General features: G+C 61.2%; 19 protein-coding genes. 3 read left to right on the plus strand and 16 right to left on the minus strand.

Annotation, left to right across the window (positions count from 1 at the left end; genetic code table 11):
* The first annotated feature begins 37 nt into the window (after positions 1 to 37).
* Together V3C40_RS10475 and V3C40_RS10480 are read left to right on the plus strand one after the other, a co-directional pair.
* On the plus strand, positions 38 to 3190 hold the full coding sequence (locus tag V3C40_RS10475) for a S8 family serine peptidase (protein ID WP_331777374.1): 3153 nt from the start codon (positions 38 to 40) through the stop codon (positions 3188 to 3190).
* Positions 3191 to 3266: 76 nt separating this feature from the next.
* Positions 3267 to 3683, plus strand: coding sequence for a protease inhibitor I9 family protein (locus V3C40_RS10480; RefSeq protein WP_331777375.1), 417 nt, complete (start codon positions 3267 to 3269; stop codon positions 3681 to 3683).
* Here the strand turns inward: V3C40_RS10480 and V3C40_RS10485 are convergent.
* The 4 genes from V3C40_RS10485 to V3C40_RS10500 all read right to left on the minus strand — a co-directional run bounded on the left by V3C40_RS10485 (position 3680) and on the right by V3C40_RS10500 (position 8893).
* Positions 3680 to 4351: a LuxR C-terminal-related transcriptional regulator gene (locus tag V3C40_RS10485; protein WP_331777376.1), complete on the minus strand. Its 672-nt coding sequence runs from the start codon at positions 4349 to 4351 to the stop codon at positions 3680 to 3682. The two genes, V3C40_RS10480 and V3C40_RS10485, sit on opposite strands and share 4 nt — an antisense overlap.
* Complete coding sequence (locus tag V3C40_RS10490; protein ID WP_331777377.1) at positions 4348 to 5061, minus strand: winged helix-turn-helix domain-containing protein; 714 nt, start codon at positions 5059 to 5061, stop codon at positions 4348 to 4350. The genes V3C40_RS10485 and V3C40_RS10490 overlap by 4 nt, the downstream gene beginning before the upstream one ends.
* Positions 5062 to 5250: 189 nt before the next feature.
* Positions 5251 to 5889 (minus strand): NF038129 family PEP-CTERM protein, encoded by a 639-nt coding sequence (locus tag V3C40_RS10495; RefSeq protein WP_331777378.1) that lies wholly within the window; start codon positions 5887 to 5889, stop codon positions 5251 to 5253.
* A 10-nt stretch (positions 5890 to 5899) separates the two neighbouring features.
* Positions 5900 to 8893 (minus strand): ExeM/NucH family extracellular endonuclease, encoded by a 2994-nt coding sequence (locus V3C40_RS10500; RefSeq protein WP_331777379.1) that lies wholly within the window; start codon positions 8891 to 8893, stop codon positions 5900 to 5902.
* Between the two features lie 453 nt (positions 8894 to 9346).
* On the opposite strand from V3C40_RS10500, the gene V3C40_RS10505 reads away from it, so the two are divergent.
* Complete coding sequence (locus V3C40_RS10505; protein ID WP_034751634.1) at positions 9347 to 10075, plus strand: PEP-CTERM sorting domain-containing protein; 729 nt, start codon at positions 9347 to 9349, stop codon at positions 10073 to 10075.
* A gap of 60 nt (positions 10076 to 10135) precedes the next feature.
* On the opposite strand, the gene V3C40_RS10510 is transcribed toward V3C40_RS10505, so the two are convergent.
* The 12 genes from V3C40_RS10510 to V3C40_RS10565 form a co-directional block, all read right to left on the minus strand.
* Positions 10136 to 11164: a TIGR03790 family protein gene (locus V3C40_RS10510; RefSeq protein ID WP_442907242.1), complete on the minus strand. Its 1029-nt coding sequence runs from the start codon at positions 11162 to 11164 to the stop codon at positions 10136 to 10138.
* 132 nt (positions 11165 to 11296) lie between these two features.
* Positions 11297 to 11875: an FxDxF family PEP-CTERM protein gene (locus V3C40_RS10515; RefSeq protein ID WP_331777381.1), complete on the minus strand. Its 579-nt coding sequence runs from the start codon at positions 11873 to 11875 to the stop codon at positions 11297 to 11299.
* Between the two features lie 87 nt (positions 11876 to 11962).
* Entirely contained in the window at positions 11963 to 12520 is a 558-nt protein-coding gene (locus tag V3C40_RS10520) for an FxDxF family PEP-CTERM protein (protein WP_331777382.1), read from the minus strand.
* A gap of 180 nt (positions 12521 to 12700) precedes the next feature.
* Positions 12701 to 14155, minus strand: coding sequence for a mannose-1-phosphate guanylyltransferase/mannose-6-phosphate isomerase (locus V3C40_RS10525; RefSeq protein WP_331777383.1), 1455 nt, complete (start codon positions 14153 to 14155; stop codon positions 12701 to 12703).
* 112 nt (positions 14156 to 14267) lie between these two features.
* On the minus strand, positions 14268 to 15530 hold the full coding sequence (locus V3C40_RS10530) for a glycosyltransferase family 4 protein (protein ID WP_331777384.1): 1263 nt from the start codon (positions 15528 to 15530) through the stop codon (positions 14268 to 14270).
* Positions 15511 to 16821, minus strand: coding sequence for a UDP-glucose/GDP-mannose dehydrogenase family protein (locus V3C40_RS10535; RefSeq protein ID WP_331777385.1), 1311 nt, complete (start codon positions 16819 to 16821; stop codon positions 15511 to 15513). The genes V3C40_RS10530 and V3C40_RS10535 overlap by 20 nt, the downstream gene beginning before the upstream one ends.
* Positions 16822 to 16832: 11 nt before the next feature.
* A complete protein-coding gene (locus V3C40_RS10540) occupies positions 16833 to 18842 on the minus strand; it encodes a heparinase II/III family protein (protein WP_331777386.1) in 2010 nt (669 codons plus the stop codon).
* Positions 18839 to 19909 carry a glycosyltransferase family 4 protein gene (locus tag V3C40_RS10545; protein WP_331777387.1) on the minus strand — a complete coding sequence of 357 codons (1071 nt, stop codon included), beginning with the start codon at positions 19907 to 19909 and terminating at the stop codon, positions 18839 to 18841. The genes V3C40_RS10540 and V3C40_RS10545 overlap by 4 nt, the downstream gene beginning before the upstream one ends.
* A gap of 44 nt (positions 19910 to 19953) precedes the next feature.
* The gene (locus V3C40_RS10550) at positions 19954 to 21303 is read right to left on the minus strand and encodes a phenylacetate--CoA ligase family protein (protein ID WP_331777388.1); all 1350 of its coding nucleotides are present in this window, start codon (positions 21301 to 21303) and stop codon (positions 19954 to 19956) included.
* Between the two features lie 46 nt (positions 21304 to 21349).
* Positions 21350 to 22339 (minus strand): hypothetical protein, encoded by a 990-nt coding sequence (locus V3C40_RS10555; RefSeq protein ID WP_331777389.1) that lies wholly within the window; start codon positions 22337 to 22339, stop codon positions 21350 to 21352.
* Positions 22340 to 22424: 85 nt separating this feature from the next.
* A complete protein-coding gene (locus tag V3C40_RS10560) occupies positions 22425 to 23648 on the minus strand; it encodes a glycosyltransferase (protein ID WP_331777390.1) in 1224 nt (407 codons plus the stop codon).
* Between the two features lie 266 nt (positions 23649 to 23914).
* Positions 23915 to 26173, minus strand: a complete 2259-nt coding sequence (locus V3C40_RS10565; RefSeq protein ID WP_331777391.1) for a DUF4962 domain-containing protein — start codon at positions 26171 to 26173, stop codon at positions 23915 to 23917.
* Positions 26174 to 26420: the final 247 nt, after the last annotated feature.

The raw sequence follows: 26420 nt of genomic DNA on the forward strand, positions 1-26420 counted from the left end.
CTCTTTTTGACTCCGATACCGATACAGGAAACCCTACATGACATTCCGTCCCGCCTTGCGTCCCATTTCGCTCGCCGTGCTGAGCCTGTTTGCCAGCCTCAGCTTCCAGGCCCACGCCGACGACCTGCGCCGCCCTTACATCGTGCAACTGACCGACAAACCGATCGCTTCCTACACCGGCTCGGTGGAAGGCCTGGGCGCCACCCAGCCTGCCGCCGGCGGCCGCCTCGACCTGGCCAGCACGCAAGTGCAGCTGTACGGCGACTACCTTGAACAGAAACAGGCCCGGGTACAAGCGCTCATCGCCGCCGCGCCCGTGCAATACCAGTACAAGATCGTCCTCAACGGTTTTTCCGCCCTGCTGACCGACGCCGAAGTGCGCCAGCTGCAAGCGAGCGGCGAAGTGGCCAGCATCGCCCCCGACGAACCGCGCGCCCTGCAAACGAACTACACGCCCACTTTCCTGGGCCTGGACCAGCCGGGCGGCCTGTGGAGCCAGCTGGGCGGCAAGCAGCATGCGGGCGAAGACATCATCATCGGCATCGTCGATGGCGGCGTGTGGCCGGAAAACCTGTCGTATGCGGACAAGGTCGACGCCAACGGCGCCCCGACCTTCGACCCGAACGCCACCCTGGCCTACGGCGCGCCGCCGGCCGCCTGGAAAGGCAGCTGCCAGGCAGGCGAAGGCTTTACGTCCGACCACTGCAACAACAAATTGCTGGGCGCGCAATATTTCAACGCCGTGCGCCTGACCGAGACGGACAAGATCCAGCACTGGAGCGAATTCACCTCGCCGCGCGATTCCATCGGCGACCCGAATGGCGAAGGCGGCCACGGCACGCACACCTCGTCCACCGCGGGCGGCAATGCGGGCGTGCCCGTGACCGTGAACGGCTCGCCGCTGGGCGCCATTTCCGGCGTAGCGCCGCGCGCCCGTCTGTCCGTCTACAAGGTGTGCTGGTCATACAACCTGGCTACCCAGCCGACCGGCGCGAAGAACGGCTGCTACGGCGGCGACAGCGTGGCGGCGATTGAAAAAGCCGTGCAGGATGGCGTGCACGTGATCAACTACTCGATCAGCGGCGGCGGCACCGTCAACGACCCGGTCGAGCAAGCTTTCCTGCACGCGTCGAATGCGGGCGTCTTCGTTGCCGCTTCGGCCGGCAATGCGGGACCGGCGAACACGGTGGCGCACGTCAGCCCATGGATCACCACCGTGGCCGCCTCGACGCACAACCGCGCCAACCAGGCCAAGGTGACCTTGAGCAACGGCGCCAGCTACACGGGCGCCTCGCTCAACTACAACCCGCTGCCGGCCACCACCCTGATCCGCGCGCAAGACGCGGGCTTGCCCGGCGCCGATGCACAAAAACTGGCCCTGTGCTACCGCGCCGGAGACAACGGCGGCGTGGCCCTGCTGGACCCGGCCAAGGTCGCCGGCAAGGTCGTCAGCTGCCTGCGCGGCACCACGGCACGTACCGACAAGGGCGTCGCCGTGCTCGAAGCGGGCGGCGCCGGCATGGTGCTGGTCGACACGGGCGTGGGCCTGGTGTCCGACCCGCACGTGCTGCCGGCCGTGCACGTGAGCGCCGCCGATGGCGCGCTGATCAACGCCCAGGCGCAAACGGGCGCGGCCACGGCCGCCATCTCGCGCTTCGTCACCAACGGCAACGGCCCCGCCGCCCCCGTGGTGGCCGACTTCTCGTCGCGCGGCCCGAACCTGTACGACGCCAACCTGCTCAAGCCGGACGTCACCGCGCCCGGCGTGGACATCCTGGCCGGCGGCACGCCTGCCCTGTCGCGCGCCCAGCGCGACGCCGTGCAGGATGGCAGCCTGGCACCGGCGCAAGCCTACATCTTCCTGCAAGGCACCTCGATGGCCAGCCCGCACGTGGCCGGCCTGGCCGCCCTGCTGCGCCAGCAGCATCCGGACTGGAGCCCGGCCGCCATCAAGTCGGCCCTGATGACGACCGGCAGCGCCACCTTGCCCGACATCCAGGCAGGCGACGCGCGCGGCATCCTGCCATGGGGCCAGGGCGCCGGCCACGTGACGCCGAACAAGGCAACCGATCCCGGCCTCGTGTATGACGCCAGCCTGGCCGACTACAAGAAATACATGTGCGGCGTCGGCATGACGGCCGAATGCGCGGGCGGCACCCTGGCCGGCTACAATCTGAACATGCCGTCCATCACCATCGGTAACGTGCTGGGCACGCAAACGGTGACGCGCCGCGTCACCAACGTGGGCAGCAGCAGCGCCACCTACACGGCCAGCGCCTCGCTCAGCGGTTACAGCGTGACGGTGGCGCCTGCCACCCTGGCACTGGCGCCCGGCGAAACCAAGTCCTTCACCGTGACCTTGGCGCGCACGACGGCGCCGGACAATGCCTGGCAGTATGGCGCCCTCGTGTGGAGCGATGGCGTGCACACGGTGCGCAGCCCCGTCACGGCCCGCTCGGGCCGCGCGGTGCAGTCGCCGGCATTGCTGCAGGCCGACAAGGTCAGCGGCCTGCGTTCGCTGACCCTGTCCACCGGCTTTGCCGGCAAGGTCGGCGCGGCGACGGGCGGCCTGAAGGAAGTGGCGCGCAGCGCGCAAACCATCAGCCAGGCCGCGCCGGGCAGCGTGGAAACGCTGGCGCAGATGGCCGACGCATGCAAGGCGGGCGGCAGCGGCGTGCGCGCAGTCAATGTCAGCATTCCCGCCAGCACCGTTGTGGCGCGCTTCGAAATCTTCGACCGCGATACCACGGAAGGCGCGGGCAATGACCTCGACATGCTGCTGCTCAACAGCGCCGGCGCGACGGTCGCCACCTCGGCCACGGCCGGCTCGAACGAAGCCATTACCTTGACCACTCCGGCGGCAGGCAGCTACAAGGTGTGCGTGATCGGCTATGAACTGGCGAATGGTGTGTCGACCGGCTTCGGCCTGTCGTCGGCCGTCGTCACGACAGCCGACAAGGGCGGCAACCTGAAAGCCACCCTGCCAAGCAAAGTGTACGTGGGCGGCAGCGCCACGGCCGGCGTCAGCTGGTCGGGGCTGGAAACGGGCAAACGCTACCTGGGCGGCGTAGTCTTCCTTGATGGCAACAGCGCGGCGGCGTCCACCACCGTGCTGTCGGTGGAGACCAACAACCCGTTGCCGCTGGCCGTCCCCAGCCAGCGCAACGTGAGAGCGGACGCCAAGCTGTAACGGTATCGCTCCAGGCAGTAACACGGCGCGCCCTGCGGGGCGCGTTTTTTATGCGCGAGGCGCGTACAATCGGTGCATGTCCACCTTTCGCCTCTGCATTGCCATCCTGGCCGGCATGGCCAGCATCCATGCCCTGCCTGTCGCGGCGCAGGCCGCTGCGGCGCGGCAGTCCTATCTGGTGCAATTGCGCGCCCCGCCGCTGGCCTCGCAAGCGGACGGCGTGCATGGGCTAGATACCCACAGCGATGCCGCGCGGCGCTACACGGCCCAGCTGGAAGCGCAGCAGCGCGCCGTGCTGGCGCTGGTGCCAGACGCCCCCGTGCAATACCGCTACACGGCGGCCTTCAATGGCTTTGCCGCCATGCTGACACCGGCCGAAGTGGCGCGCCTGCAGACGAGCCCTGACGTGGCGCGCATATCGCCCGGCAGCATCGAACACACGCAAGATGGCGGTAATGAAAAGAGTCAGGCCCGGCCGCAGGACCAGCGCTAGTGGCTGAGCAGGCGCAGCGCGATGCCGCGCGACACGGCTTGCATGCGGTTGCTTACTCCCAATAATTTGTAGATGCGCTGCAAATGGCTTTTCACGGTGGTGCCGCTGATGCCGAGAATTTGTCCCACTTCGTCATTGCTTTTTCCCTCGCGCACCCAATGCAGCACTTCCAGCTCGCGCGCACTGGCCACGCGCGCGGCAACCGGGCCCGTCACGGACGCACGCTGGCTGCCTGGCAGCGCCAGCCAGTGCACGTGCAGATAGGGCAGCAGCAACTCCAGCGCATACGCCTGGCGCGCCGCGTCCGCCGGCTTCACGGCGTAGAGGGCAAAAAAGCTGCCGCCGGCGTCGCCCACGCTGCCATGCACCAGCACGCCGTCGATGACGCCCGCCTTCTGGCCACCCGCGCGCCAGGCCAGCGCAAGGTGCGCCAGCTGGGCCTGGCGCTCGCGCAGCTGCGCGTGATCGGGCGCAGCACTGTGCCAGGCTTCGCTGCGCAGCACGGCCCCGCCGGCATCCAGTTGCGCGCACATCAATATGTCGTGCGGCAACAGCGTTTGCAGCGGCCCCTGGCTCCATAGAAAGAAATCGCCGGGCGCGGCGATGCCATGCGCGCCGAGGATGGCGTGCAGCAGGTATTCCTGCTCCCTCCCCGTCAGCAGCATCATGCGCACACGGCGGCGTCAGAGGCCAGATAGCGGTAGCCGCTGCCGCGTACGGTTTCAATGCGGTGGCCGCAGCCGCCCGGCTGCAAGGCGTGGCGCAATCGTCCCACGTGGGCGTCGACCGTGCGCTCGTCGAGGTAGGCAGCATGGCCCCACACCTGGTCCAGCAGTTGCGCGCGGCTATGCACCCTGCCCGGATGGTCCATCAGGAAATGCAGCAGTTTGAATTCCACGCGGCCCAGGTGGATCGGCACCTTACCCGCCGTCACACGCAGGGTGTGCGGATCGAGCCGCAAGGCGGCAGCCCCGGCCGTGCCTGCGCCTGCGCGCAAGGCTGATGGCGCGCGCCGGCGCAGCAGCGCATGCACACGGGCCAGCATTTCACGGGGACCGAAAGGCTTGCACAGATAATCGTCGGCGCCGCTTTCCAGCGCCAGCACCTTGTCCTGTTCGCTGTCGCGCGCGCTGATCATGATGATGGGCAAGTCGCACAGCGCGCCATCCTGGCGCACCTGGCGCAGCAGCACAATGCCGGACGCATCGGGCAGTTCCCATTCCAGCAACAGCACGTCTGGCGGATCGGCCGCCAGCAGCGCCAGCGCGCCGCGCGCATCCAGGGCGCAGCTGACCCGGTAGCCGGCGCCCGCAAGGTTATGCGCCAGCAGCGCCTGCATGGCAGGCGCAGGGTCCAGCACCAGGATATGGCCAGGCATCGATGCATCTCCCGAAAAAAGTTGGCAGCAGTCATGAAAATACTAGACTGCCCGACAAGTTTTTTACTATGCATCAAGCGTAAAACGGTGACTAATACAATTTAGTTTCCTGATTTATAGCTATTGCGAATAAATAGACGAAAAAAAAACACAACGGCCCGTAGGCGCGCTGTGTTTAGTCTGGGAAGATTAGGCGCGTGCGACAGGCTGGCGGCGGCGCAGGGCAAAACCGATCAGCGCCAGGCCGCCCGTCAGCATCATCCATTCCGACGCTTCCGGCACGGCCGAGATCGACGCGATGCTCGCATACGTGCTGCCGGCGATGCTGGCGGGCAAGCCACCAGTCATCGGCGTCAGCTCGAACTGCACCAGGTTGCCATTGACGTTGCCCAGGTAAGCCATGCCGGTGTAGTCGAGCAAGCCCACGCCAAACGTCGTGCCCGCGTTGCCGGCCGTGTTCAGGAAGTCGCCACCAAAGACGATATTGAAACCGAACTTGCCACCCAGGGTCACGTTGTGGAACCAGTCGTTGTAGGCGCCGCTATTGCCAAAGGTCAAGGTGCCGGGCAAGCTGCCGCTGACGTTGCCTTCCATCGATTCCAGTGCGCCGAACGCGCCCGAGAAATTGCTGAGCACGGCGCTGGCGCCCGGTGCCGGACTGTTGCCGGCGATAAAGGCGAAGTCGAGGAAACCGGCGCCCGAGAACTGGCTCGTGTCGATTTCCACGTGGTAGCCGAGCGGACCCGCCAGCGCCAGGCTGGAGCTGCCGGCCAGGAGGGCGGCCAGGACGGCGCGGCGCAAGGTGAGGTTGAATGTCGTTGTCAACATGATGGTGTCCTTAGAAGTTGCCGGCGAAAATGCTGGCCGAGTAATTGATCGTCACTTTCGACGGATTGGTGAAACTGACGGCAAACGAAGCCGTCGCGCCCGGCGCCAGGCTGGCCGCGTTGACGGTGACATACGCGGCGCCCGCATGGCTGCCCGTGGCATTGGCCAGGCTGACGCCGGCAGGCAAGCCGCCGAACACCACCTGGAACGGGCCGTTCAAAACGCTCGTGCCCGTATTGGTGAACGAGAAGGTGCCCGTGTACTTTTGCGTCGCGCGGTTGTAGGCCAGGCCCGAGCTCGCTTGCGCCACGCCGGCCGTGATATCACGGTAGGCGGGCTGCAAGTCCAGGCTGATGACGACGGGATCATGGTCCGAAGCGCGGTACGGCAAGGCGTTGTACAGGTCTTGCGGCTTGGCCGAGTCGATGTTGTAGTCGATCACTTCCGGCTCATCCGCATTCAGATGCCATTCGGCCACGCCGGCCACTTGCGGGCTCAGCGAGGCGCTGGCCAGCGCATGGTCGAGGTAGCCGCTCTGGCCGCCAAACACGTACGAATACGGCATGCCGGACGGCCGCACGAAACGCTCGAGTTCATTGACGAAGCCGGCACCCGTGATGACCTGGATCGGGTCTTCCGCGCCATAGGAATTGAGGTCGCCGATGACCAGCACGTCCGCGTCGCCGGCAGCGGCCGCCACCTGCGGTACGAAGCTGCCGATCAGGCGCTGGGCTTGCTGCACGCGGGTGGCGTTCCAGCAGCTCTGGCTATCGTTCTGGTCCGCGTCCAGCCCGCTCGAGGGGCAGCTGCCCTTCGACTTCAGGTGGTTGACGATCAGCGAGAATTTCTCGCCATTGCCTGCGCGGAAGGTTTGCGCCATCGGCGGACGGTTGTTGATGGCGTTGGCGTCCGACAAGGCACCGCCCGCCAGGCCCAGCTTGGCTGGCTTGTAGATCATGGCCACGCGGATAGCATCCGTGCCCGTGGCGGCCGGCTTCGGCACCACGGCATACGTGACGCCGCCGATGGCCGCGTTCAGTTGCTCGACCAGGTAGGTGACGGCCGTTTCGCCATTGTTCTGAATTTCCATCAAGCCCACCACGTCCGCATCGATGGCTTTCAGCTCGGCGACGATCTTGTCACGCTGGCGCACAAACTCGGCCAGATTGTCGGCGCCGCGGCAATTGCTCTTGGTGGTCGAAGTGCCCACAGTGCAGCCTTGCCCCGTCTGCCCAAAGATATTGTTGCCATTCGTAAAGGTCGTAAAGAAATTCAGCACGTTGGCGCTGGCCACCTTGACGTTGCCGGACGGCAGTTCCGGGCTGCCCGTGCGCGGGTTGTCGCGCGAGAATTGCGGCGTCTGTGTCGGCTGTAATTTGTAGGCGGCGCCGCCACCGCCGATGGCGCCAAAGTCCACCACGCCCGTCAGGTCGGCCACCGTGTCGCCGCTGCGCACGGTGTTGTCCTGGCCGATATACGGTATCGTTGGCGGCGCCACGAAAATGCCGTCATCGAGCACGATCAGGTTGTTCGCATTGGCGGCGATCAAGGCTTGCGCCTCGGCGGAGCCGGCCGGGTAGCGGTTGGTCGGCACTTCGCGCCGTCCCGACGACAGGCTCAGTTCGCCACGCGCGCCCAGATAGGCGTTTTGCGACACGGTCAACGGTTGCGTGAAGCGCACGAGCATGCCTTCCACGGCAGCCAGGTTGTCGTTCGGCAAGCTCACATTCGCCGGCACGACACTGTGGCCCGCGCTTTGCGTGAGGATGGCCGTCACGTCCTTGAATTCCGTATAGGAATTTTTCGCGCCCGATGGCGTGTATTCGACCACCGTGCCCGTCACGCGCACCAGTTCGCCCGGCTGCACGGTGGTGGCCGTCGCGCCCGTGTACACGAAGATGCCGTCCGACGTCGACGGGTCGCCGTCGCCGGCCGCATCCTGGATAAAGAAGCCGGTGCCCACTTTCAAGGTCACCACGCCCTCGGTCGTCTGCACGGAATTGGCGTAGGGGCTGCTGGCTCCGCTGCCCTGGATTTGCGGGATCGTATGGCTGATGGCGGCCAGGCCTTGCACGGCCACGTCAACCTTGCACGACGCCGTCTGCTGCTGGTCGTTGCTGAAATTCACGATGACCGGGTAATTTCCCACCGGCACGCCAGCGGCCACCAGCAGGTTCACGCTGGCGCTCTCGCCCGCCACGCCGGCCGCGCTGAAATTGGCCAGGCTGATGCCGGCCACGGCGGGCGAGCTCAGGGTGGCCGCATTCACGACGCCATCGACGTCGGATGCGCGCAGCACGGCGCTGCCGCCATTGCCCACAGCCAAGGCCAGATTAGCCGGGCAGCTGGTAATAATCTGATGCACGACGGGACCGCCGCACACATTCAGCGGCGAAGCCGTATTGCGCGGCGCCACGCTGCCGGTGGCAAAGTCCACGCTATTGTCGTCCGTGTCGCCGCAACCGCCATTCGCGCGCGCAATCGACAGGGTATTCGATGGTGCGGGCGCCACGGCGCCTTCAAAACCGTTGGCCGTGCCGAAACCGACCAGGTCGACGATAGCGGCGCCCGTGGGGCTGGCGCCCGTTTGCGCCGTCTTGCTATTGCTCAGCAACACCTTGCCTGCAGTACCGGACATGGCCAGGCTGCCCGTGGCGTCCGGCGTGGGCAGGTCCTGCGTGCCGCCCGCGCCCTTGGCTTGCTGGACCAGCAAATACTGGCCTGGTTGCAAATCGATAGCCGGCAAGGCTGTCACGGCCCAGCTCGTGCCAGCGGCGGACGCGTATTGCACGCTCCAGTTGCCCAGGTTCACGGGGCTGGCGCCGCGGTTGAAAACTTCGATGAAATCATTGCGGTACAGCGCCCCCGAATTGCCGCCACCGCCATACACCTGGCTGATGACGATATCGGAAGCGGCCAGGGCTGGCACGGACAGGCTGGCCAGCACGGCGGCCATGACGGTCAGGCGCAGCGGCGTGCGCAAGGGGGAAAACGAGTTGTGCATGAGGATCCCGGTCGGTAAATAGATGACGCCGGCCCCACATGATCGGCCGGCGCGCCATAATTAACAAAAGTATTTCAGACTTGTTATTTGCATATTAAAGGCCCGGGATGACGACTTGATGACATTTGATTAAGCCGAATGGAGTAAAAGTCCAGCCGCCCATCCTTCATCCAAGTAGCTAGGCAACAACATTTGACCGTCAGACTTCAGCAAGCACAGCAAATTGCTCAAAAATATGATATATTTCTATTAAATAAGTTTTATTCCTTGCAAGTTTATAAAGCTTGCCCAGTCAGTAGCAACACGCCAGTAAATAGATATGCAAAGGGCCCAGTCCACGCCCTGCGCCACGCACAATCGATGCGCTATTTGAATGTACTGCTAATTTTATTGCGTCGAGATCATGGAGCGCGCAGCGCCCTGTCGGCATGAAAACCCTAGCGAGATCAAACCATGAAAAAATTCACCCCCGTCGTCCACCTATCCCTGCTGACAATTGCCGCCACCCTGGCATTGAGCGCAGGTTACGCGACAGCGCAAACAGCGGCACCAGCCGCTGCGGACAATAAACGCTGCGAAGCAAACAATGCCGGCACCAACGGCAACGCCAGCGAGGCAGACATGAACAGCACATATAGCGCGTGCCGTTTGGCAAATGGTGCCATTGGCATGGGTTGGCGCACCAACGACGGCAAAGGATCCACGCCCGAATTCGGTGGCGAAGAATCTTCGCAAGTATTGCGCAAGCCGCATTTCGACAGTCGCGGCCATGATCTGAGCCAGTTCGATACGGACGCCAGTACGCGCGCCAAGGGTTTGGGAAGAGGCATCAAGCAAGATGGTTTTGACTATAGTTCGGGTACACGCGATTTTGTTGCGCAGGAAAGACTGGAACCGTTTAGCGGCAGCGAAGGCTACCGTGGTGTGGGACGGGCGATGCCGGAACAGTATGCGTCTCTGCTGACGTCCTCCGACACGCCCACTCCCGCGGCAGCCGGCGGCGGTGGCGGTGGCGTTGGCTCCGGTGGTGCTGGCGGCGGCATCGAAGGCCGCGGTGTTACTCCCAACACCATATTGCCGCCGGTACTGGCCGTTCCTGAACCGGAAACGTATGCCATGCTGCTGGCCGGCCTGGGGCTGGTGGCCTTCATGGGACGCCGAAAACGCACGGCTAAAACCTAATCAAAAAGGCTCGCAAGAGCCTTTTTTTTATTTATCTGGCAGCAACGCAAGCGAGCGCTGTTAACGTCGGAATGCCCTGTAGGGGGCCGCCAGTGGATCGCCGATGAACAATCCTTGTGCCGGCCACGCCACACTTCCCCAGTACGCTTCCAACGCCGTCATGCCCGTCAGGTAGCGCCGCAACAAGACTGTCGAATTCGGGAATTTCTGCCAATAGTTACACGGTTCACTGACGGTACCGTAGCTGGCCGTCGCGCCCGCCTCCAGCCAGCGCTGGCTGCTCATTTGCGCCGTCCCCTGCAGATCGCCACCGAACGAAGTCAGGTGATCCGCCAGGGCGCCTGGCAGAAAGCGCAAGGTATCGAGCTTGGCGACCTTGGCCATGCCGGTCTGGTAGACCATGATGTCCTGTGCACCGTCGAGCACATCAGCCTTCAGATTCTTGACCGTCAGCTTGCGCTGGCGAACGATCCCGGCAGGCGGGAAAAAAGCGGCACGACTGTTGCGCGCATTTTCGCTGGTGGTCAGATAATACGCGCTGGCGGCGGGCACGGAAAAACCGCTGACCGTCCCGCGATCCACCACAGCCTTGGCCTCTTCCACAAAATCGATGGGCAGCAACATGGACAGGCGCATGCCCATCTGCGTAAATGGCTGCGGCACATTGCTGTTGAAATACGTGCTGGGCTTGCCGGCGTCACACGTCTTGGCGCATTGCCCCGCATCGTAGCCCAGGGTATAGGCGGAAGTGATGGAATTGCATTCGACCGCGTAAGGCGCGCTCCACACCATCAGCACGGCCTGGATATGGGGCTTCAATTGCGCGTCAATGCGCTCCTTCAATTGCGCGAACTGATTCATGCTGAGCTTGCGCGGGCGATTCGGGATATTCACGTGCACAACGTTCGCAGGCGGGATGCCATGCGCCTGGCGGTAATATTCACCCACCACGATACTGTTTGGTTCGGCGTCATTGATCACGACTGCCAATTGCAGCGCATTCAATCCTGGCGGCATGGATGGTGCATCGGCATGGGCGATGCCGGCAGCCAGCGCCAGCGAAAGGAAGAGAGATTTATGCAAGGTCAATATCGCCGTTGAAGAAGATCGAAGCCGCCATGTGGCGGCCGCCAGCTATGCCCGATGATTATAGCGCCCAGCAATCGACAGGCGAAAAAAATGGAGGCCGCAGCCTCCATTTCATCAATGCAACAGACGCGCTCAGGCTTGCAGCTTGCGGCGGCGCGCCGCGAAGCCGACCAGGCCCAGGCCGGCCAGCAGCATGCCGTAGGTTTCCGGTTCCGGCACCGGCGTCACCGCCAGGTTGCCGCTATAGCTGCCACCAGCGGACGAAGCCACATAGCCATCGATCTGCAGGAAGTAATTGCCGGTCGCCAGCGGCGTGCCGCCCGATGCCAAACTCCAGGCCTGGTCCTGCACCGTATAGTTGATCAGATCGAGCGTACCCTGAAACAGTACGCCGCCGGCATTGCGCAGGCTGAAGCCGGTCAAGGTCAGGCCGGAATTGGCGCTGGGCTTGAGCGAGGTCGCCAGTGCGCTCAGGTCATTGAAACCCGTTACGCTAAAGGTATATTTGTCGCTGAAAAAGTTATTTTGCGCGCCAGCCAACTGGCCTGCCGCCAGCGAGAAAGAACCCAGCAATTCAGCGCTCGAGTAGTCGAGCAAGTCTTGCGTCAGATCTACCGGTGCGTGGCTGATATCGACTGGGGCGGCGTGGGCCGCCAGGCTGCTGCCGGCAAACATGGCTGCCACAAACAGGGATTGAAGAAATTTTTTCATACTTTTCACCAAGAGTGCTGCGGCCAGCTCAGGCTGGCCGCGGAATAAAATGCGAATGGAGGGGCAAACGGACGCCGTTCGCCTTGCTCAGCCGGCGTTCTGGCGACGGCGCGCCATGAAGCCCAGCAGACCCAGGCCAGCGAGCAGCATGGCATACGTGCCAGGCTCAGGCACGGCCGACACCAGGCTGCCGTTGGCACTGAAAGCGGCGCCCGTGTTCGACACGACATTGCCGCTGACTTTCAGGTAGTAGGAACCGGCTGCCAGATTCGCGTACGACAAGGTCCACTTGTCGTCTATGCCGCTCAGCAGTTGATCACCTCCCAGCAATTGCGCATTGTTGACGCTGCTGTACAAGCCAAAACCCGTCAGATTCAGGCCATTCAAGGCGCTGCTGCTGCGCGACGTCAAGACCAGGCTCAGATCGCTGGCGTGCGCCACGTCAAACGTAAACAAATCATTGAAGAAATTGTTTTTCTGATTATTCTTGAACTTGTCGCTGAACGTCAATGAACCACCCGTGGACAGCTTCACGGCACCTGGCAGCGAACTGATGTCCACCGGCGCGGCAAAAGCTGCCTGCGAGAATACAGCTGAACCGGCAAACGCCAGCATTGCGAGCACCGAGCAAATATTTTTCTTCATGCGATTCCACCAACGTAACTGCGGGTAGCGTTGCACCCGCATGTATTTATCTAATCAAACCAGGCAGAATCATAGCATAAAGCAATTTTTTATGTTAACTATTGTTTAATGATGAGTTACTTTATAGCATCATTCTTTAAGCCAATAGTTTCACAGTGCAGATATCGTAAAAACCGCGCATCAGGCGCGCTGGTAGACATCCTCCAGCCGCACGATGTCATCTTCGCCCAGATAGCTGCCCGATTGCACTTCGATCAGGTGCAGCGGCAATTTACCCGGGTTTTCCAGCCGGTGCGTCATACCGATGGGAATGTACGTCGATTCGTTTTCCGTCAGCAAAGTCACCTTCTCGCCGCAGGTGACGCTGGCCGTGCCGCTGACGACCACCCAGTGCTCGGCGCGGTGATGGTGCATCTGCAAGGACAGCTTGCCGCCCGGATTGACCGTGATGCGCTTGACCTGGAAGCGCTCGCCGATATCGATGCCTTCATAGCTGCCCCATGGGCGGTACACCTTGCGGTGCTGCACGTGTTCGCTGCGCCCCGCCTGTTTCAAGTGATCGACGACCTGTTTCACGCGCTGCACCTGGTCCTTGTGCGCGACCAGGATGGCGTCGTCCGTTTCCACCACGATCAAGTCCTGCACGCCCAGCACGGCCACCATGCGGCGCTCGGCGCGCACCAGGCAATTGCTCACGCCGTCGAGATACACGTCGCCGCGCACCACGTTGCCGTTGGCATCCCCGTGCTGCACTTCCCACAGGGCCGACCAGGAACCGACATCGCTCCAGCCGATGGCGGCCGGCAGTACCACCGCATGCGCCGTATGCTCCATGACGGCATAATCGATCGAATCGGACGGACAGGCGGCGAAGGCCTTCTCTTCCAGGCGGCAGAAATCGAGGTCGCGGTAGCCGTCGCGCACGGCCGCCTCGCAGGCGGCCAGCATGGCGGGCTGGAATTGCCCCAGTTCGCCCAGATAACGTTCGGCGCGGAACATGAACATGCCGCTGTTCCAGAAATAATTGCCGGCAGCCAGGAACGACTGCGCCGTGGCCAGGTCCGGCTTTTCCACGAAACGCTCGACCTTGCAACCGATGGCGCCAGGGCTCACGGGCGTGCCGCTGCGGATATAGCCATAGCCCGTTTCCGGCGCCGTCGGCACGATACCGAAGGTGGCCAGCGCGCCGTCGGCCGCCAGCAGCGCCGCCTCGGCGATGGACTTGTGAAACGCGGCCACGTCAGTGATGACATGGTCGGCCGGCAAGACCAGCATCAGCGCATGCGGGTCGATGGCCAGCAGGTATTGCGCGGCCACGGCCACGGCAGGCGCCGTGTTGCGCCCTACCGGTTCGAGCAAGATACCCAGCGGCGGCAAGCCGATCTCGCGCAGCTGCTCGGCCACCATGAAGCGGTGCTCATTGCCGCACACCACCAGCGGCGGCATGACTTCAAACTCGGCCAGCGCGCTGTCGCCGGCACGGCGGTTCGACAGGCTGCTCACGCGCAGCGCCGTTTCCTGCAACATGGTCTTGTCCGTTACCAGCGGCAACAGTTGCTTGGGCAACACGGCGCGCGACAGCGGCCACAAACGGGTGCCCGAACCGCCGGACAGGATGACTGGGTAAATTTTCATGGTTTCATTTCAAAAGCAGTTTATTGAGGAGCATGCACGCTCGACACTATAATCGTTCAGGCGATCAGCATGCCACCCAGCACGCCGCACGCGGCGCTTTTGTCCGGCGCTATCAGCCGCCATCCTTGCTCAAGGTCACGGGAACGGCGGGCGCGGCGGCGGGAAACAGGCGCGCATACGCGGCCAGCAGCTTGGGCGCTTCATATTCCCACTCCAGCTCGTTGATCACGCGATGGCGGCCAAACGCGCCCATCTGCTCGCGGCGGGCCGGGTCGTCGAGCAATTCGACGATCTTGCGCGCCATGTCGATAGGGTCGTTCTTCAAGGCATACAGCGACGCCTGCTGCGCCGACACCTTGCCTTCGACCAGGTCGAATTGCACGATCGGTTTTCCCAATGCCATGTATTCCATGATCTTGTTCATGGTCGACTTGTCGTTCATGTCGTTGGCCACGTCCGGGTTCACGCACACGTCGGACGTATTGAGCATTTCCAGCAATTGCTGGTCCGGCACGCGTCCCGTGAACGTCACGTAGTCGGCGATGCCCATGTCTTGCGCCATCTGCTTCATCTGTTCCAGCGAGGTGCCGCCGCCGACCAGGCCGAAATGCACATCCTCGCGCTTCAAGGTCTGCACGATGTATTGCGCCGCCTGCAGCAGCAGATCGATGCCTTCCTGCGCGCCCATCACGCCCACATAGCCGACCAGGTAGGTGCGCCCCTTCTTGAGTTCCGGCACGGGCGGCAGCACGCGCAAGCGGTCCAGCTTGGGTCCGCTGCGCACCACGTAGACATCCTCGGGCTTCATGCCGCCCCGCTCAATGGCGATCTTCTTGTACGACTCGTTGGTGGCGATCGACACGTCGGCGCTCTGGAACGACCAGCGCTCGAACAGCACCATCAGTTTATAAAAGAAATCGCGCCGGCCGAACTTGGCTTCGTACAGCTCCGGATTGATGTCGTGGTGGTCGAACAGGAAACGCTTGCCCATCGTCAACTTGAAGAAGCCGCCGATGAGGAACAGCAGGTCGGGTGGATTGCAGGCGTGGATGACGTCGAAGCCGCGCGCGAAGTGCACTTTCCACGCCAGGCGGAAAGTGTGGAACAGCGCCAGCGAATATTCGACCAGGTACCCCTTCGCCCCTTCCGCTTCCAGCGGCAGGTTGTAGCGGTAGATATGGATGCCGTCGATGGCTTCGTAGCGCGACTCGTAGCCCTTGCCCGTCGGGCAGATGATCGACACTTCGTAGCCATTCGCATGCAGGGTGGTCGCTTCCTGCCACACGCGCCGGTCGAACGGCGACGGCAGGTTTTCCACCAGGATCAGCACACGGCGCGGCTGCCCTGCCACGTGATTACCAGCAGATGCCGTCATATTGTTCTCCACTTTGATCCTTGCTGATGCGCACCAGGTCGACGATGTGCTGGTGCGGCTTGAGGCTGCCAGGCACGGCCTTGAACTCGGCCGCGCCATTGCCGATGACGATGGTGTCGGCAAAATCGAGCACGTCCTGCATATTCGTCACCATCAGCTTGGAAATGTGCGGGATGTGGTTGAGGATGTAATCCTGGTTGGCGCCCGTCAAGGCGGCCAGGTTGACGTTCTTGTCGTACAGCTTCAGCTCGTAGCCCTTGCCCAGCAAGTATTCGATGACGTCGACCAGCGGCGACTCGCGCAAGTCGTCCGTGCCGGCCTTGAACGAAAAGCCCAGGATGCCCACCTTGCGCGCGCCCTTGTCGACGATCATCTTGATGCCTTTTTCCACTTGCCGCTGGTTCGACGGCAGGATGGAATTGAGCAGAGGCAAATCGAGGTCCAGGCTGCGCGCCTTGTAGGTCAGCGCGCGCACGTCTTTCGGCAGGCAGGAGCCGCCGAAGGCGAAGCCCGGCTTCATGTAGTACGGCGACAGGTTCAGCTTGGTGTCCTGGCAGAAGATTTCCATCACCTTGTGGCCATCGATGCCGACCGCCTTGCAGATGTTGCCGATCTCGTTCGCGAAGGCCACCTTGACGGCATGCCAGGTGTTGTCCGTGTACTTGACCATCTCGGCCGTTTCCACGTCCGTGCGCACCAGCGGCGCATCCATCTTTTCATACAGCTGCACCAGCAGCGCACCAGCCTTTTCATCGGACTCGCCAATCACCGTCTTCGGCGGATTGTAGTAATCGTAGACGGCCGTGCCTTCGCGCAGGAATTCCGGATTGTTGCACACGCCGAAATCGACGCCGGCCACCTTGCCCGAGGCCGCTTCCAGGGTCGGAATGACGAGCGAACGCATGGAGCCTGGCAGCATGGTCGAGCGCGCCACGACGACGTGGAAACTGTCTTTTTCGCGGATGGCGGCGCCGATCTCCTGGCACACCTTGCGCACGTGGCTGAGGTCCAGGTTGCCATTGAGCTGCGAAGGCGTGCCCACGCAGATGAGCGACATGTCCGAGCTGAAGACGGCGTCGCGCACGTCGAACGTGGCGCGCAAGTGGCCGCTTTTCACGGTGGCGGCGATCATCTCGCCGATGTCTTTTTCGATGATGGGTGTAGTGCCCTGGTTGATCAGCTCCACCTTGGTCCTGTTCGGATCGACGCCGATCACTTCATGCCCATCCGTTGCCAGGCAACCGGCAGAGACCGCACCCACGTAGCCGAGGCCAAAAATACTGATTTTCAAAATATGCTCCCTTAATAATTAGCCGGCGAATCAGCCAGCGACGCCTGCGGCATCAGCTCGATGTGCGTCACGATTTCAGTTGTTCCCTGCACCCTCATGCGCCAGGCGGCACTGGCAATCGGTGATTTCTCGTCGAAGCGGCGCGATATCCAGCCGCCAGGCGGTGTGTCGCTACCGCGCAATACGTCCAGCGTTCCATGCGAACAGCGCATGCGCAATCCGGACCGCAATCCCTGTGCCCGCAATTGCCCCTCGTCAACGGTCACCACGCAGTGGTCGCCGAACTGCCAATGCACGGAAATATCATGTACATTTGTACATTGTAATATGTCTTTTACAACAATGCATTTATTATTAAAGTTGAACTCGATACGACGCCTGTGCAGCACGGGATCGGCCAGGCGGCCGTAGCCATCGTGCTCGCCCTCGAAAACTTGCACTTCGGAATCCGTTTCATGAGCAATCATGCGCGCATTGGCTTTTTTCAGCCACATGAAATTGCCGCCGATTTCAGACTGGTCCAGGCCGTCGACGGCTACCGTGTTATGCGCGGGTGTGCTGCGGAAGTAGTCACGCCATTTTTTTTGCGTGTGATAGGCGTAGGTGCCTGGATCGGTGAGCAACTCTTCCCCGCTCACGGAGAGGGTAAATGCCAGCGCATCGGCATGTCCATGTGCGGCAATGGACAGATAGCCAAGCGGTGCGCAGTCGGCCACCAAACGCACTTCATCGGGCGTGCCGAAATGGCTACCAAGCAAGAAATAGCCGCCTTCGGGAAACGCCATCACGGGCGCTTCGGCCCCACTGGCGTCGAGCGCCTGCCACTGTCGCAAACCCGCCACACCGAACAGCCAGCGGTTCTTGTCGTCGAAATGGCCGGCCTTGCGCTTGAAGTCGGCGCGGCCAAACAACACGGCACAGCTGGCCAGCAGCGAGCGGTAGCGATGCCAGCCATCGTCGTGCGCCAGGCGCACCATCTGCGCATCGTCGGCATCGCCCGTCATCGGCACGTTGCCGTCCACGTCCATCAACGCGGCGATGAAATCGGCCAGGCGCTCCAGGCGCTGCAAGTACGCCGCGGAAAAGCCGGCGCCGTTGGCCTGCCCGATCCTTTGGCACAGCAGCATCATGTCCATCACTTCATGCTGATAATAGACGGCTTGCTCGCGGTTCACGCCATCGGACGTATTTTGCCTGAGCGCCTCCTCTTCCAGCCTCTTGCGCGCCAGCGCCTGCCATTTTGTACTTTCCGGCCAGCAAGGCCACACGCTACTGGCCACAAACAAACCCATGTATTCGCCGAACAGATGGTTGTTCGCCGACGAGTGGCGCGAAAAATAACCGGCGATGAAGTGCGCATGCTGGTAGATTGCCGCGAGCCACTGTTGCAGGAAACGCTGGCCCGCCTCGCCCTGGAACAGCGGCGACGCCAGGCCGCCCAGCAATTCCCAGGCGCAGGCCCAGTTCAGCAGGCGCAGCGCCAGCTCAAGCGAACTGGTCCAGTGCACGCCCATGGGATACGGACATTGCTCGAACCACGACTGCAGCAAGGTACGCGCGCCATCGGCGTAGCGCGGCTCGCCCGTCACTTTCCATGCCTGCGCCAGCGCCACCAGTTCCAGGTGCCGGTTCGGTTCCCACAAGTATTTGATATCGCCGACCACTTTTTCGCTGCGGTAATCGATCTGCTTGCCCAGGGTCAGCGGCGCCACGGTACCCGTCTTCGGGTCGCGGTTCCATTGCGGCGGGAAACCCAGTGCCGCGCCACGCAGGGCAAACACATTCCAGCGGCCCGCCAGCACGGCATCGGCCGCGGCGCGCAAGGCGACGCTATCGATATCGCGGCCATCGCCAGCCAGGAATGGCAGGCCCATACGCTTCAATTGCGGCGCCGGCACGCTGCGCAGCAAGCCGATGCCAAACTTGCTGGCCTTCTTTTGCAGCAATTGCTGCACGCGCCAGGCAATTTCGGGGGCGCCCATCAATTTCAAACGGTTGATTTTCCATGCTAACGATGTCATACGGCATTCAACCCCAAGTCGGTATACATTTGTTCCAGGCGCGGCAAAACCGCCGCCGTGGAAAACTGACGTTCCACCTTGCTGCGCCCCGCGGCGCCCATTCTTTGCGCCAGCGCATCGTCTTCCAGCAAGCGTGCGATCCGCTCGGCAAGTCCCTTGACGTCGCCGGGCGCGAGCAGGTATCCCTCCACCCCATCTTGTATTGCCTCGGGAATGCCGCCGATCGCCGTGGCAATCACGGGCACGCCGCAGGCCATCGCCTCCAAAATGCTCATCGGCAAGCCTTCAAAATACGAAGGCAAGACGTAGATGCGGCAACTATTGAGCAGGCGCGTCTTTTGCTCGCCCTGTACCCAGCCCAGCAAGTCGACGTGCGGCGCCACCCCCAGCGCATCGGCCTGTTGCTGCACGGCACTACGATCGCCATCGCCGCCTAAGGCCAGGTGCAGCGATGGACAACGCTGCGTCAATTCGGCGCATGCCTGCAGCAGGTCATCTACCCCCTTGGCCTGGCCTAGTTTACCCAGGAACAACACGCTTCCCGCTTGCCGCGCAGACCATGGCGCGGCAATGGGCGGCAGCGACACCGGATTGAACATGATCTCGACATGCGGATTGCGGCTCATGCCGCGCACCCAGGCCTGCCAGCCGCTCGACAATACCAGCACGCGCGACGCATGATTGAAAATGTAGCGGATATAGGCGCGCCGCAAGGGACCGCACTGCCGCTCGTAAAAAGCGGCAAAGCCGCCGCCATGCAAGTGCACAATGCTGGGCACGCGGCACAGGAAGGCCAGCAGGAAAAATCCCGACTTGCGCCAGAAGCTCGCGTGCGAGGCGACATGCACATGAATCAGGCCTACCTGCCCGCTCAGCAGCATGCCCAGGAAGCGCGCATAGGCGCAGAGCATGATGCGCAGTTTGGCCATCGGCCCGCCATCGCAATGCGTGGCTAGGTAATGCACACGATAGCGCTCGAACAGGCCGGCGCCCTCGTACACGCGCGCCACGGCGGCAATGCCGCCCATGGTGCTCAGGCTGGTGCCGACCATCAGAATTTTTTTCATGTCGAATCCGGTAATTTTGTCATTTTCCGCCAGCCGGCGGGGCGCTAGCCATTTGCCCGGGCACTCGTCTCATTGACCACCCAACGGAATTTCCCCGCCGCCGTATTGGGCAAGTCCGCCTTCAGTACCACATCCACACTGACGCCGGAATCGACCATGGTATGGATATTGTCGAGCAGCTTGCGCTTGTCGCTGTCGGAAAAGGCGGGGCCGGGCAGCAGGCGCACTTCCCAGCGCGCAGCACCCACTTGCGCCACTTGCGACTTGAGGATGTTGTCGACGCCCTTGAAGGCAAACGTCAGGACCGATGGGCTGATCACCGCACCGCCGCTGCCGGTGATGCTGTCCTCAAATTTGCCGGTAACGGGCTCGATCATGGGAAAGGGCCTGCCGCAATCGCAGCGGCCGGGCTTCCAGCGGGTCCGGTCGCTGAGCCGGTAACGCAGCAGCGGCATGGCCAGATTATGAAAGGTCGTTCCCACCACGAAGCCTTCTCCGTCCGTCGCCTCGCCATGCTCGTCCAGGATTTCAACATGCGAGTAATCACTGTTCAAATGCATGTTTCCATGTTCGCATTCGGTAGCGAACGCCACGCGCTCCGCCATGCCATACATATCCATGATGGTGGCGCCCAGGCGCTCGACGATCAATGCACGCTGATGCGGATACAGCGGTTCCGATGCCGTAAAGACATACGGAATGGATAGCCGGCGTCCTCGCCGCTGCAAGAAGCCGGCCAGCGTGTAGGCAGTCGATGGATAGGCTTGCAACATGGCAGGCGCCGCCTGTTCCAGGCGATCGATGATCGCATCGGCATGCGCCTCGGTCAGGTGCCGCGACGACAGCAACAACTGGCGGTTATAGCGGTTCCAGAACCAGAATGGCGGACTGGTCTGGTTGATGCCGGCCACCATGTCGCCACGCAGGGTGGCGCGCGTCACCTGGGGCGTGTAGCCGGACCAGCTCCAGTGGCGCTGGATGAAGGCATTTTCCATCAGCACCGACTGCATGCTGCGAAAAATCGTCAGCGGCGTGCCGGTCGTGCCACTGGTCTGCCCAGCCGCCTGCCACGGCCGTTTGCGGCCCAGATGCGGATACAGCGCGGCGCGGTGCGCCAGCAGCGTCGCCTTCTCGATCACGGGAAAATACTCGCGCAATACCTGTGCCGCCTGGGCTGGCGTAAAACCGGCCGGCATGGCCGCGTAATGCGGCAGCGTTCGTATGGCGTGCCGCATGCTCGCATGCAGGCGCAGCTGGGAATAGTGCGACAGCTCGTCGACGCTCATGCGCTCATGTACAGCGAGGCGGTCCATGGCACGCCGCAACAAAAAATTATCGCGCAACATGGCTCGCATGCCGAAGCGCAGTTCGTTCTTGATTGAAGACATAGTCACAATGGCTCCCGCAACGGGGTATCCGATAGGAGTGGAATGGAAGGCATCAGCTCAGCAGGAAACGATGTATTTCTTCACCTGGACTGCCGACCTTGGCCAGGCGGGATTCGGCTTGCACGATCGCATCGCTCAATGCTTCCCGGAATGTGGCGTCCTCGACGGCACGCTCGAGGGTCGCGCGCATGGCCTCGACATCGTCATGCGGGACGAAGCCCGGATAATCGCTGCCCAGATAGGCCTCGATCGCCTCATGGCGCGTCGCCACCAGCGGTTTGCGGTTGCGTAACACCCGCAACAGCACGCTTTGCCCGCAGGCCTCGCCCTGGCTTTTCAAGGGCATCGCAACCACGCGGCTGGCGGCAAGCAGGCTCTCGAACTGCGCCTCCGGCAAATCGAGGTGCAGGGTCATGCGCGACTGCGCCGGCACGGCGACATGATTGCGTTCCGCAGCCACCACCACCAGCGGGGCGCTGACGCCCGCCATGGCCTGCAACAGCAAGTCATAGTCGCGGTTGGAATAACCACCGGCGAACACATAGTCGCCCTCGACCGCTGCCGCAGCGCCGCCAAAACCATAGAGTTCCTGCCGCCACAGGTGAAAATACACGTCTTGCGGCGCCATGCCGACGGCCTGGATCAAATTATCCCCCTCCCCTTTCGAGAAGGCGATAAAGCCCATTCCGGGGAAGCGCAGTGCGCGCCAGAGCAGGTTGAGACCACGGCGCGCCCGCACCGAATGGACGAAACACGCCATCACCAGCAGTTTGCGCGGGCGCTTCACCAGGCCGCAGCGTATCATCGCCAGGATGGGTAGCGCCTGCCAACCGATCAGCAGCACGATATCATCGCTGCCCCACAGCTTGCGCACGCCCCACAGCTTGGGCGACACCATGGCTGCCAGGATCGACAGTTTTCCGCGAAACGACGAGCCACGGCCACGTTCCGGCCCCATGTTACTGACGTGGGCCCCCTGCTGCTGCAGATAGGCGACAACGTCCTGGTAGCCGCCAGCTTGAGAAAGGATTATTTGAATCATCAGAAAACATTTTCAAAAAAACATTATCACATAGCATAGCGACATCGCCTAGCATTTTGCTGCAGTGCACAGAATTGTTACAATATTATGGCTTTTGAGCAACGCCTTCTTTGTACACGGCGGCGAGGCGGCTGGCCAGAACCCGGTAGCTGCGCTGTTCGTCAATAAAGGCCGGGCCAGCGGCCGCAAGCAGACGGGCGGCAGGCAGGTCGGCAAAAATGACGCCGATCTGCTCCGCCATCGCCTCGGCGGTGCTGGCCGCCAGGTAGCCGGCACCGCTGGCGCGCAACACATTTTCCTGATCCGGACTGTCATTGCCCACGCAAGGCATGCCCAGCGCAAGGTACTCGAGCAGCTTGGTTGGCGAACTGTAATCGAACAGCGCGCCGCGCGGCACATAGGAAAGCGCCACGTCGGCGCCACGCAGCAGGGCCAGCGCCTGCAGCGACGGCAGCCAGCCCGTTACATGAACGGCATCGGCAATACCAAGGCGCGCCGCGTAAGCCATCAAGGCGGGCACATCGGATGCCGTCGGCGAATCGCCGATGAATAGCAAGCGTGCCGATGGCTGGCGGCGGCGCAGAAGCAGCAGCGCATCGAGCAGCACAGTCAGCTCGCGCGAACTGTCCAGCGTGCCGAGATAAGCGAGCACGGGGACGTCTTCCCAGCCGGCCAGGCGGCGTGGCGCCAATGCATCCGCATGCAGCATTTCCATGTCGACACCCATCGGTACGGCCGTGATCTTATCTATAGCAATACCTCGTTCCACCATCAATTGCTTCATCGCTTCACTTTGCACAAAAACATGGTCTGCCCATTTCAGCACAAATTTGTACAGCAGAAAGCGTTCAACCAGCCCCTTCAGCAACACGATGTAGTAGCGCTTGCCCCTGCCAGCGGCAATTGAGGATCGGGCACGCGCGATGCGTCCTTCACTCATCAGAAATGATACCCAATATGCAAACCGGATACCCTTGCAACGGGCCATAAGCATCGTCAGCAGACCAATGGAGACCATATCTCGCACCTGGATCAAGTCACACTGCTTTTTACTGGTCGCCAATACACGGCCGAGGCACAGCTTGAAAAATGCCCACTCCCGGCGCAAGCGACCGGAATATTCGGCGGGGCGCACCTGTGTCATATAAGCACCTTCCACCAGCTCCCCCTTGCCAGCCCGCCCAACAATGTCACATATCACGCCATGAAGCGGCAGGTATTTACCGAAAAGGGTGGCCACATCGACACGGAAGGTTGGCAAGGGTTCAGGTACAAGTTGCAATAATCGAAATACTTTGTGTGATTTCAAGGCAAACATCCCATATAAGCCCGTCAATGAAAGACGCTGAAGAAAGATCGATGGCAGCTACGCGGCCATCGATCTCAAAGAACAGGCATATCATACCCGCGCCAAGGTAAATAATTAACAAAAAAGTTAGTTTCATTGACAAAAAAATCTCGCCTCTTCCCCACTTTCGCTTGCATTACCATTCCTCATTCGCACATAAAAAAAAACCTGCCGCAGCAGGTTTTTTTACAACGAATAAAGGATCTTTGGCCTATAACCGGGACTTCTTAGTTCGTAATCATGATCGTCTGTCCTCCAACCACCAACTGCTTGCCAGTGGCCGTGGTGGTTAAAGTAGTCTTCGGACGCTTGCAGCCGACATCGAGCAAAACAATGAATTCGCCAGTCTGCGCAACACCCGTTTTCACAAAGGCACCATGATCTTCGATTTTACCTGGGGCTGGCGGTGGCCCCGAGCGTGGCTGGTAGCTATTGGCCTCGCCGCCCAATGAAGTAATGCACAGGGTACGATCAACTTTGGTAATCTTCACGGCGGTTGCACTCTCCTTGGCGATCGGTCCGCCCGCATGCAGATTCCATTCGAAGGACAACGCTGTTGGCGCGGATAGCTTGTCCACCACCACCACCGCGTCTTGTCCACGCAAATACCATACCTTGCGCACCGCCGAAGTCAACGCTCCACCATAAGCTGGTGTCGCATCACCGGCTGCATAATCCAACGTCGGGGTCGTCGAAAATGCCGTGATCTTGCCATTTCGGCTCAGGTTATTGACGTTATCGTTGATTAGCTGGCCTACGCCATTATTGAACGTAATGGCATTATGCGATTTGGTCTGGCGATACCAAGACATGACCAGCGGCGAATAATAAAAGTCCTCATATCCGGACTCAATCAGCAGACGGCGCCCGCCACTATCGATCACCAGCGAGTTCTGATCGCCATGGCCATGATTATACGAACCATAGGGACTGGATTTGAAGTACACGGACGTACGAGCACGGTCCGCCAGATTACTATGCATGGCTACCCAACCGATAGTTGGATACAGGGCGGCATTGGGTGGCGGCACAGGCGCCTCAGTCACTGTTTCAACAGGCAGAGGATAAGGCGCCTGAAACAAAGTCAGATCGGCCTCTTCGCCAACGATATTCTTGACATACCAGGCAGCCTGAGGTGTCTTGAAGCGCGATGCGAAACCCTTCAATACAAAATTATAGATATCACCCTCATGCTGATCGCCAAATACCTGTCCTGGCGCACCTGGCGGCAGGAAATGCATCAGATAACGCGAAAAACCATTACTCCACGGCTTGGTGAAAATATTCACTCCAGTCGCTTCAGCCATCGGCTGCCATAACTGCAGGGCATACTCAGTATTAAACATTGCGTAGGAGGTACCATTGGCATAGCCGCCTTCGGGACCACTCCAGGCATACACCGCGTTGACATAGGAACGGAAAGAGAAATCAAACCAGGTAGTTGCAGCAGGGATATCACCCATCGTGAGCGTGGAAATCACTGCCAGATAGCCGAGCGCTATCACGCCATGAGCATCGAAGGGGGTTTGATCTAATCTGTAATTATTTTTGATCAGATCAGCATACATGGGAGTGACCCGCGCAGTAATGGCCGCCATCCAGAGTGCTTTACGCTGCGGATCCTTGTTCAGCTCGACCGATAGCAAGTCCGCGGACTTAGCCAATGTCAACATGATGCTGCGTGTCGCCATATCATGATTGACATAACTGGTCATGCCCGCAGGATCAAGTACTGCCAACTGATCACCACGTGTCAGTGCTTCCTGCAGATACTTGTTTTCACCTGTCAGTTGATACAACAGTGCCGCACCCAACATTTGGTTGGTTGCGCTACCTATGGCTTGAGAAACCTGAGTGACATACGCCGTGCGCGCCGCGGATGGCGTGCTTGTCGTCACTGGCCAAAGTGAATCCGATGGCGCGGCCAGCGCACGGGTGCCACCCGGCATGAGACTGTTGACCTGTGCCGTAAGCCGAGTCAGGGCAGCCCCGCGCGCTGTGCGCATGGCCGGCGTCCATGCACTCAACGGCAGGAAATCTGCGCGCTGCTGGCGAGGGCGAGGATGCGCCAGCACTTTGCTCCTGATTAACTCGTTGTCAGGTACTTCAAACGTTTGTGAAGTGCTATCAATCGAAAAGGTGCGTGGCGTCGACCAATCGGTATTGGTACTGGGACGCACGCGCCAGCTGTACTGGCCGGCACCAAATGCCGTCGCAGGCAGGTAAAAGGTACGCTTGGTCGTGTAAGTGGCAAACACGACACCACTCTTTTGAACTTCAACAACATAGGACGGGGGCGCAGTTGTACCCGGATATTGTGCCCACGCAAACGCAGGCGGGTTTTGCGCCTGTATCTGCCGATCGACAGGCGCAGGCCGGACAATGAACACCTCTTTCGACTCGGCCCAATCAGCCTGGCTGGATCCAGCCATCACACTCAGCGCCAGCCCAAGGCCAACCGAAAAAAATAACTTATGATTAACCATTATTGGCTCCTACAAAAAACAATCGGATGCTACAGGAAGCGATATCGCCGCATCGGGCCTGTCAGGCTGCCGCATAAAATACAAACCGCATAATCTTCATGCATTAGCATCTAAGCGCTATTTCACCTGCTTCTTAATCGCCCAACTATACACCGGATATAAGATTATGGCGTTGTCCGAAGCCAACAATAGTCATAACAAGGGATAAAATAAAAAACTTCAGCACAACAATTGCAACAAACAAAAC

The organism is Janthinobacterium sp. LS2A, from assembly GCF_036543145.1.
Lineage (GTDB): Bacteria > Pseudomonadota > Gammaproteobacteria > Burkholderiales > Burkholderiaceae_D > Janthinobacterium > Janthinobacterium aestuarii.

Excerpts from the sequence above, each read along its gene's own strand:
- V3C40_RS10475 (WP_331777374.1), top strand. The coding sequence starts at position 38 with ATGACATTCCGTCCCGCCTTGCGTCCCATTTCGCTCGCCGTGCTGAGC.
- V3C40_RS10480 (WP_331777375.1), top strand. The coding sequence starts at position 3,267 with ATGTCCACCTTTCGCCTCTGCATTGCCATCCTGGCCGGCATGGCCAGC.
- V3C40_RS10485 (WP_331777376.1), bottom strand. The coding sequence starts at position 4,351 with ATGATGCTGCTGACGGGGAGGGAGCAGGAATACCTGCTGCACGCCATC.
- V3C40_RS10490 (WP_331777377.1), bottom strand. The coding sequence starts at position 5,061 with ATGCCTGGCCATATCCTGGTGCTGGACCCTGCGCCTGCCATGCAGGCG.
- V3C40_RS10495 (WP_331777378.1), bottom strand. The coding sequence starts at position 5,889 with ATGTTGACAACGACATTCAACCTCACCTTGCGCCGCGCCGTCCTGGCC.
- V3C40_RS10500 (WP_331777379.1), bottom strand. The coding sequence starts at position 8,893 with ATGCACAACTCGTTTTCCCCCTTGCGCACGCCGCTGCGCCTGACCGTC.
- V3C40_RS10505 (WP_034751634.1), top strand. The coding sequence starts at position 9,347 with ATGAAAAAATTCACCCCCGTCGTCCACCTATCCCTGCTGACAATTGCC.
- V3C40_RS10515 (WP_331777381.1), bottom strand. The coding sequence starts at position 11,875 with ATGAAAAAATTTCTTCAATCCCTGTTTGTGGCAGCCATGTTTGCCGGC.
- V3C40_RS10520 (WP_331777382.1), bottom strand. The coding sequence starts at position 12,520 with ATGAAGAAAAATATTTGCTCGGTGCTCGCAATGCTGGCGTTTGCCGGT.
- V3C40_RS10525 (WP_331777383.1), bottom strand. The coding sequence starts at position 14,155 with ATGAAAATTTACCCAGTCATCCTGTCCGGCGGTTCGGGCACCCGTTTG.
- V3C40_RS10530 (WP_331777384.1), bottom strand. The coding sequence starts at position 15,530 with ATGACGGCATCTGCTGGTAATCACGTGGCAGGGCAGCCGCGCCGTGTG.
- V3C40_RS10540 (WP_331777386.1), bottom strand. The coding sequence starts at position 18,842 with ATGACATCGTTAGCATGGAAAATCAACCGTTTGAAATTGATGGGCGCC.
- V3C40_RS10545 (WP_331777387.1), bottom strand. The coding sequence starts at position 19,909 with ATGAAAAAAATTCTGATGGTCGGCACCAGCCTGAGCACCATGGGCGGC.
- V3C40_RS10555 (WP_331777389.1), bottom strand. The coding sequence starts at position 22,339 with ATGATTCAAATAATCCTTTCTCAAGCTGGCGGCTACCAGGACGTTGTC.
- V3C40_RS10565 (WP_331777391.1), bottom strand. The coding sequence starts at position 26,173 with ATGGTTAATCATAAGTTATTTTTTTCGGTTGGCCTTGGGCTGGCGCTG.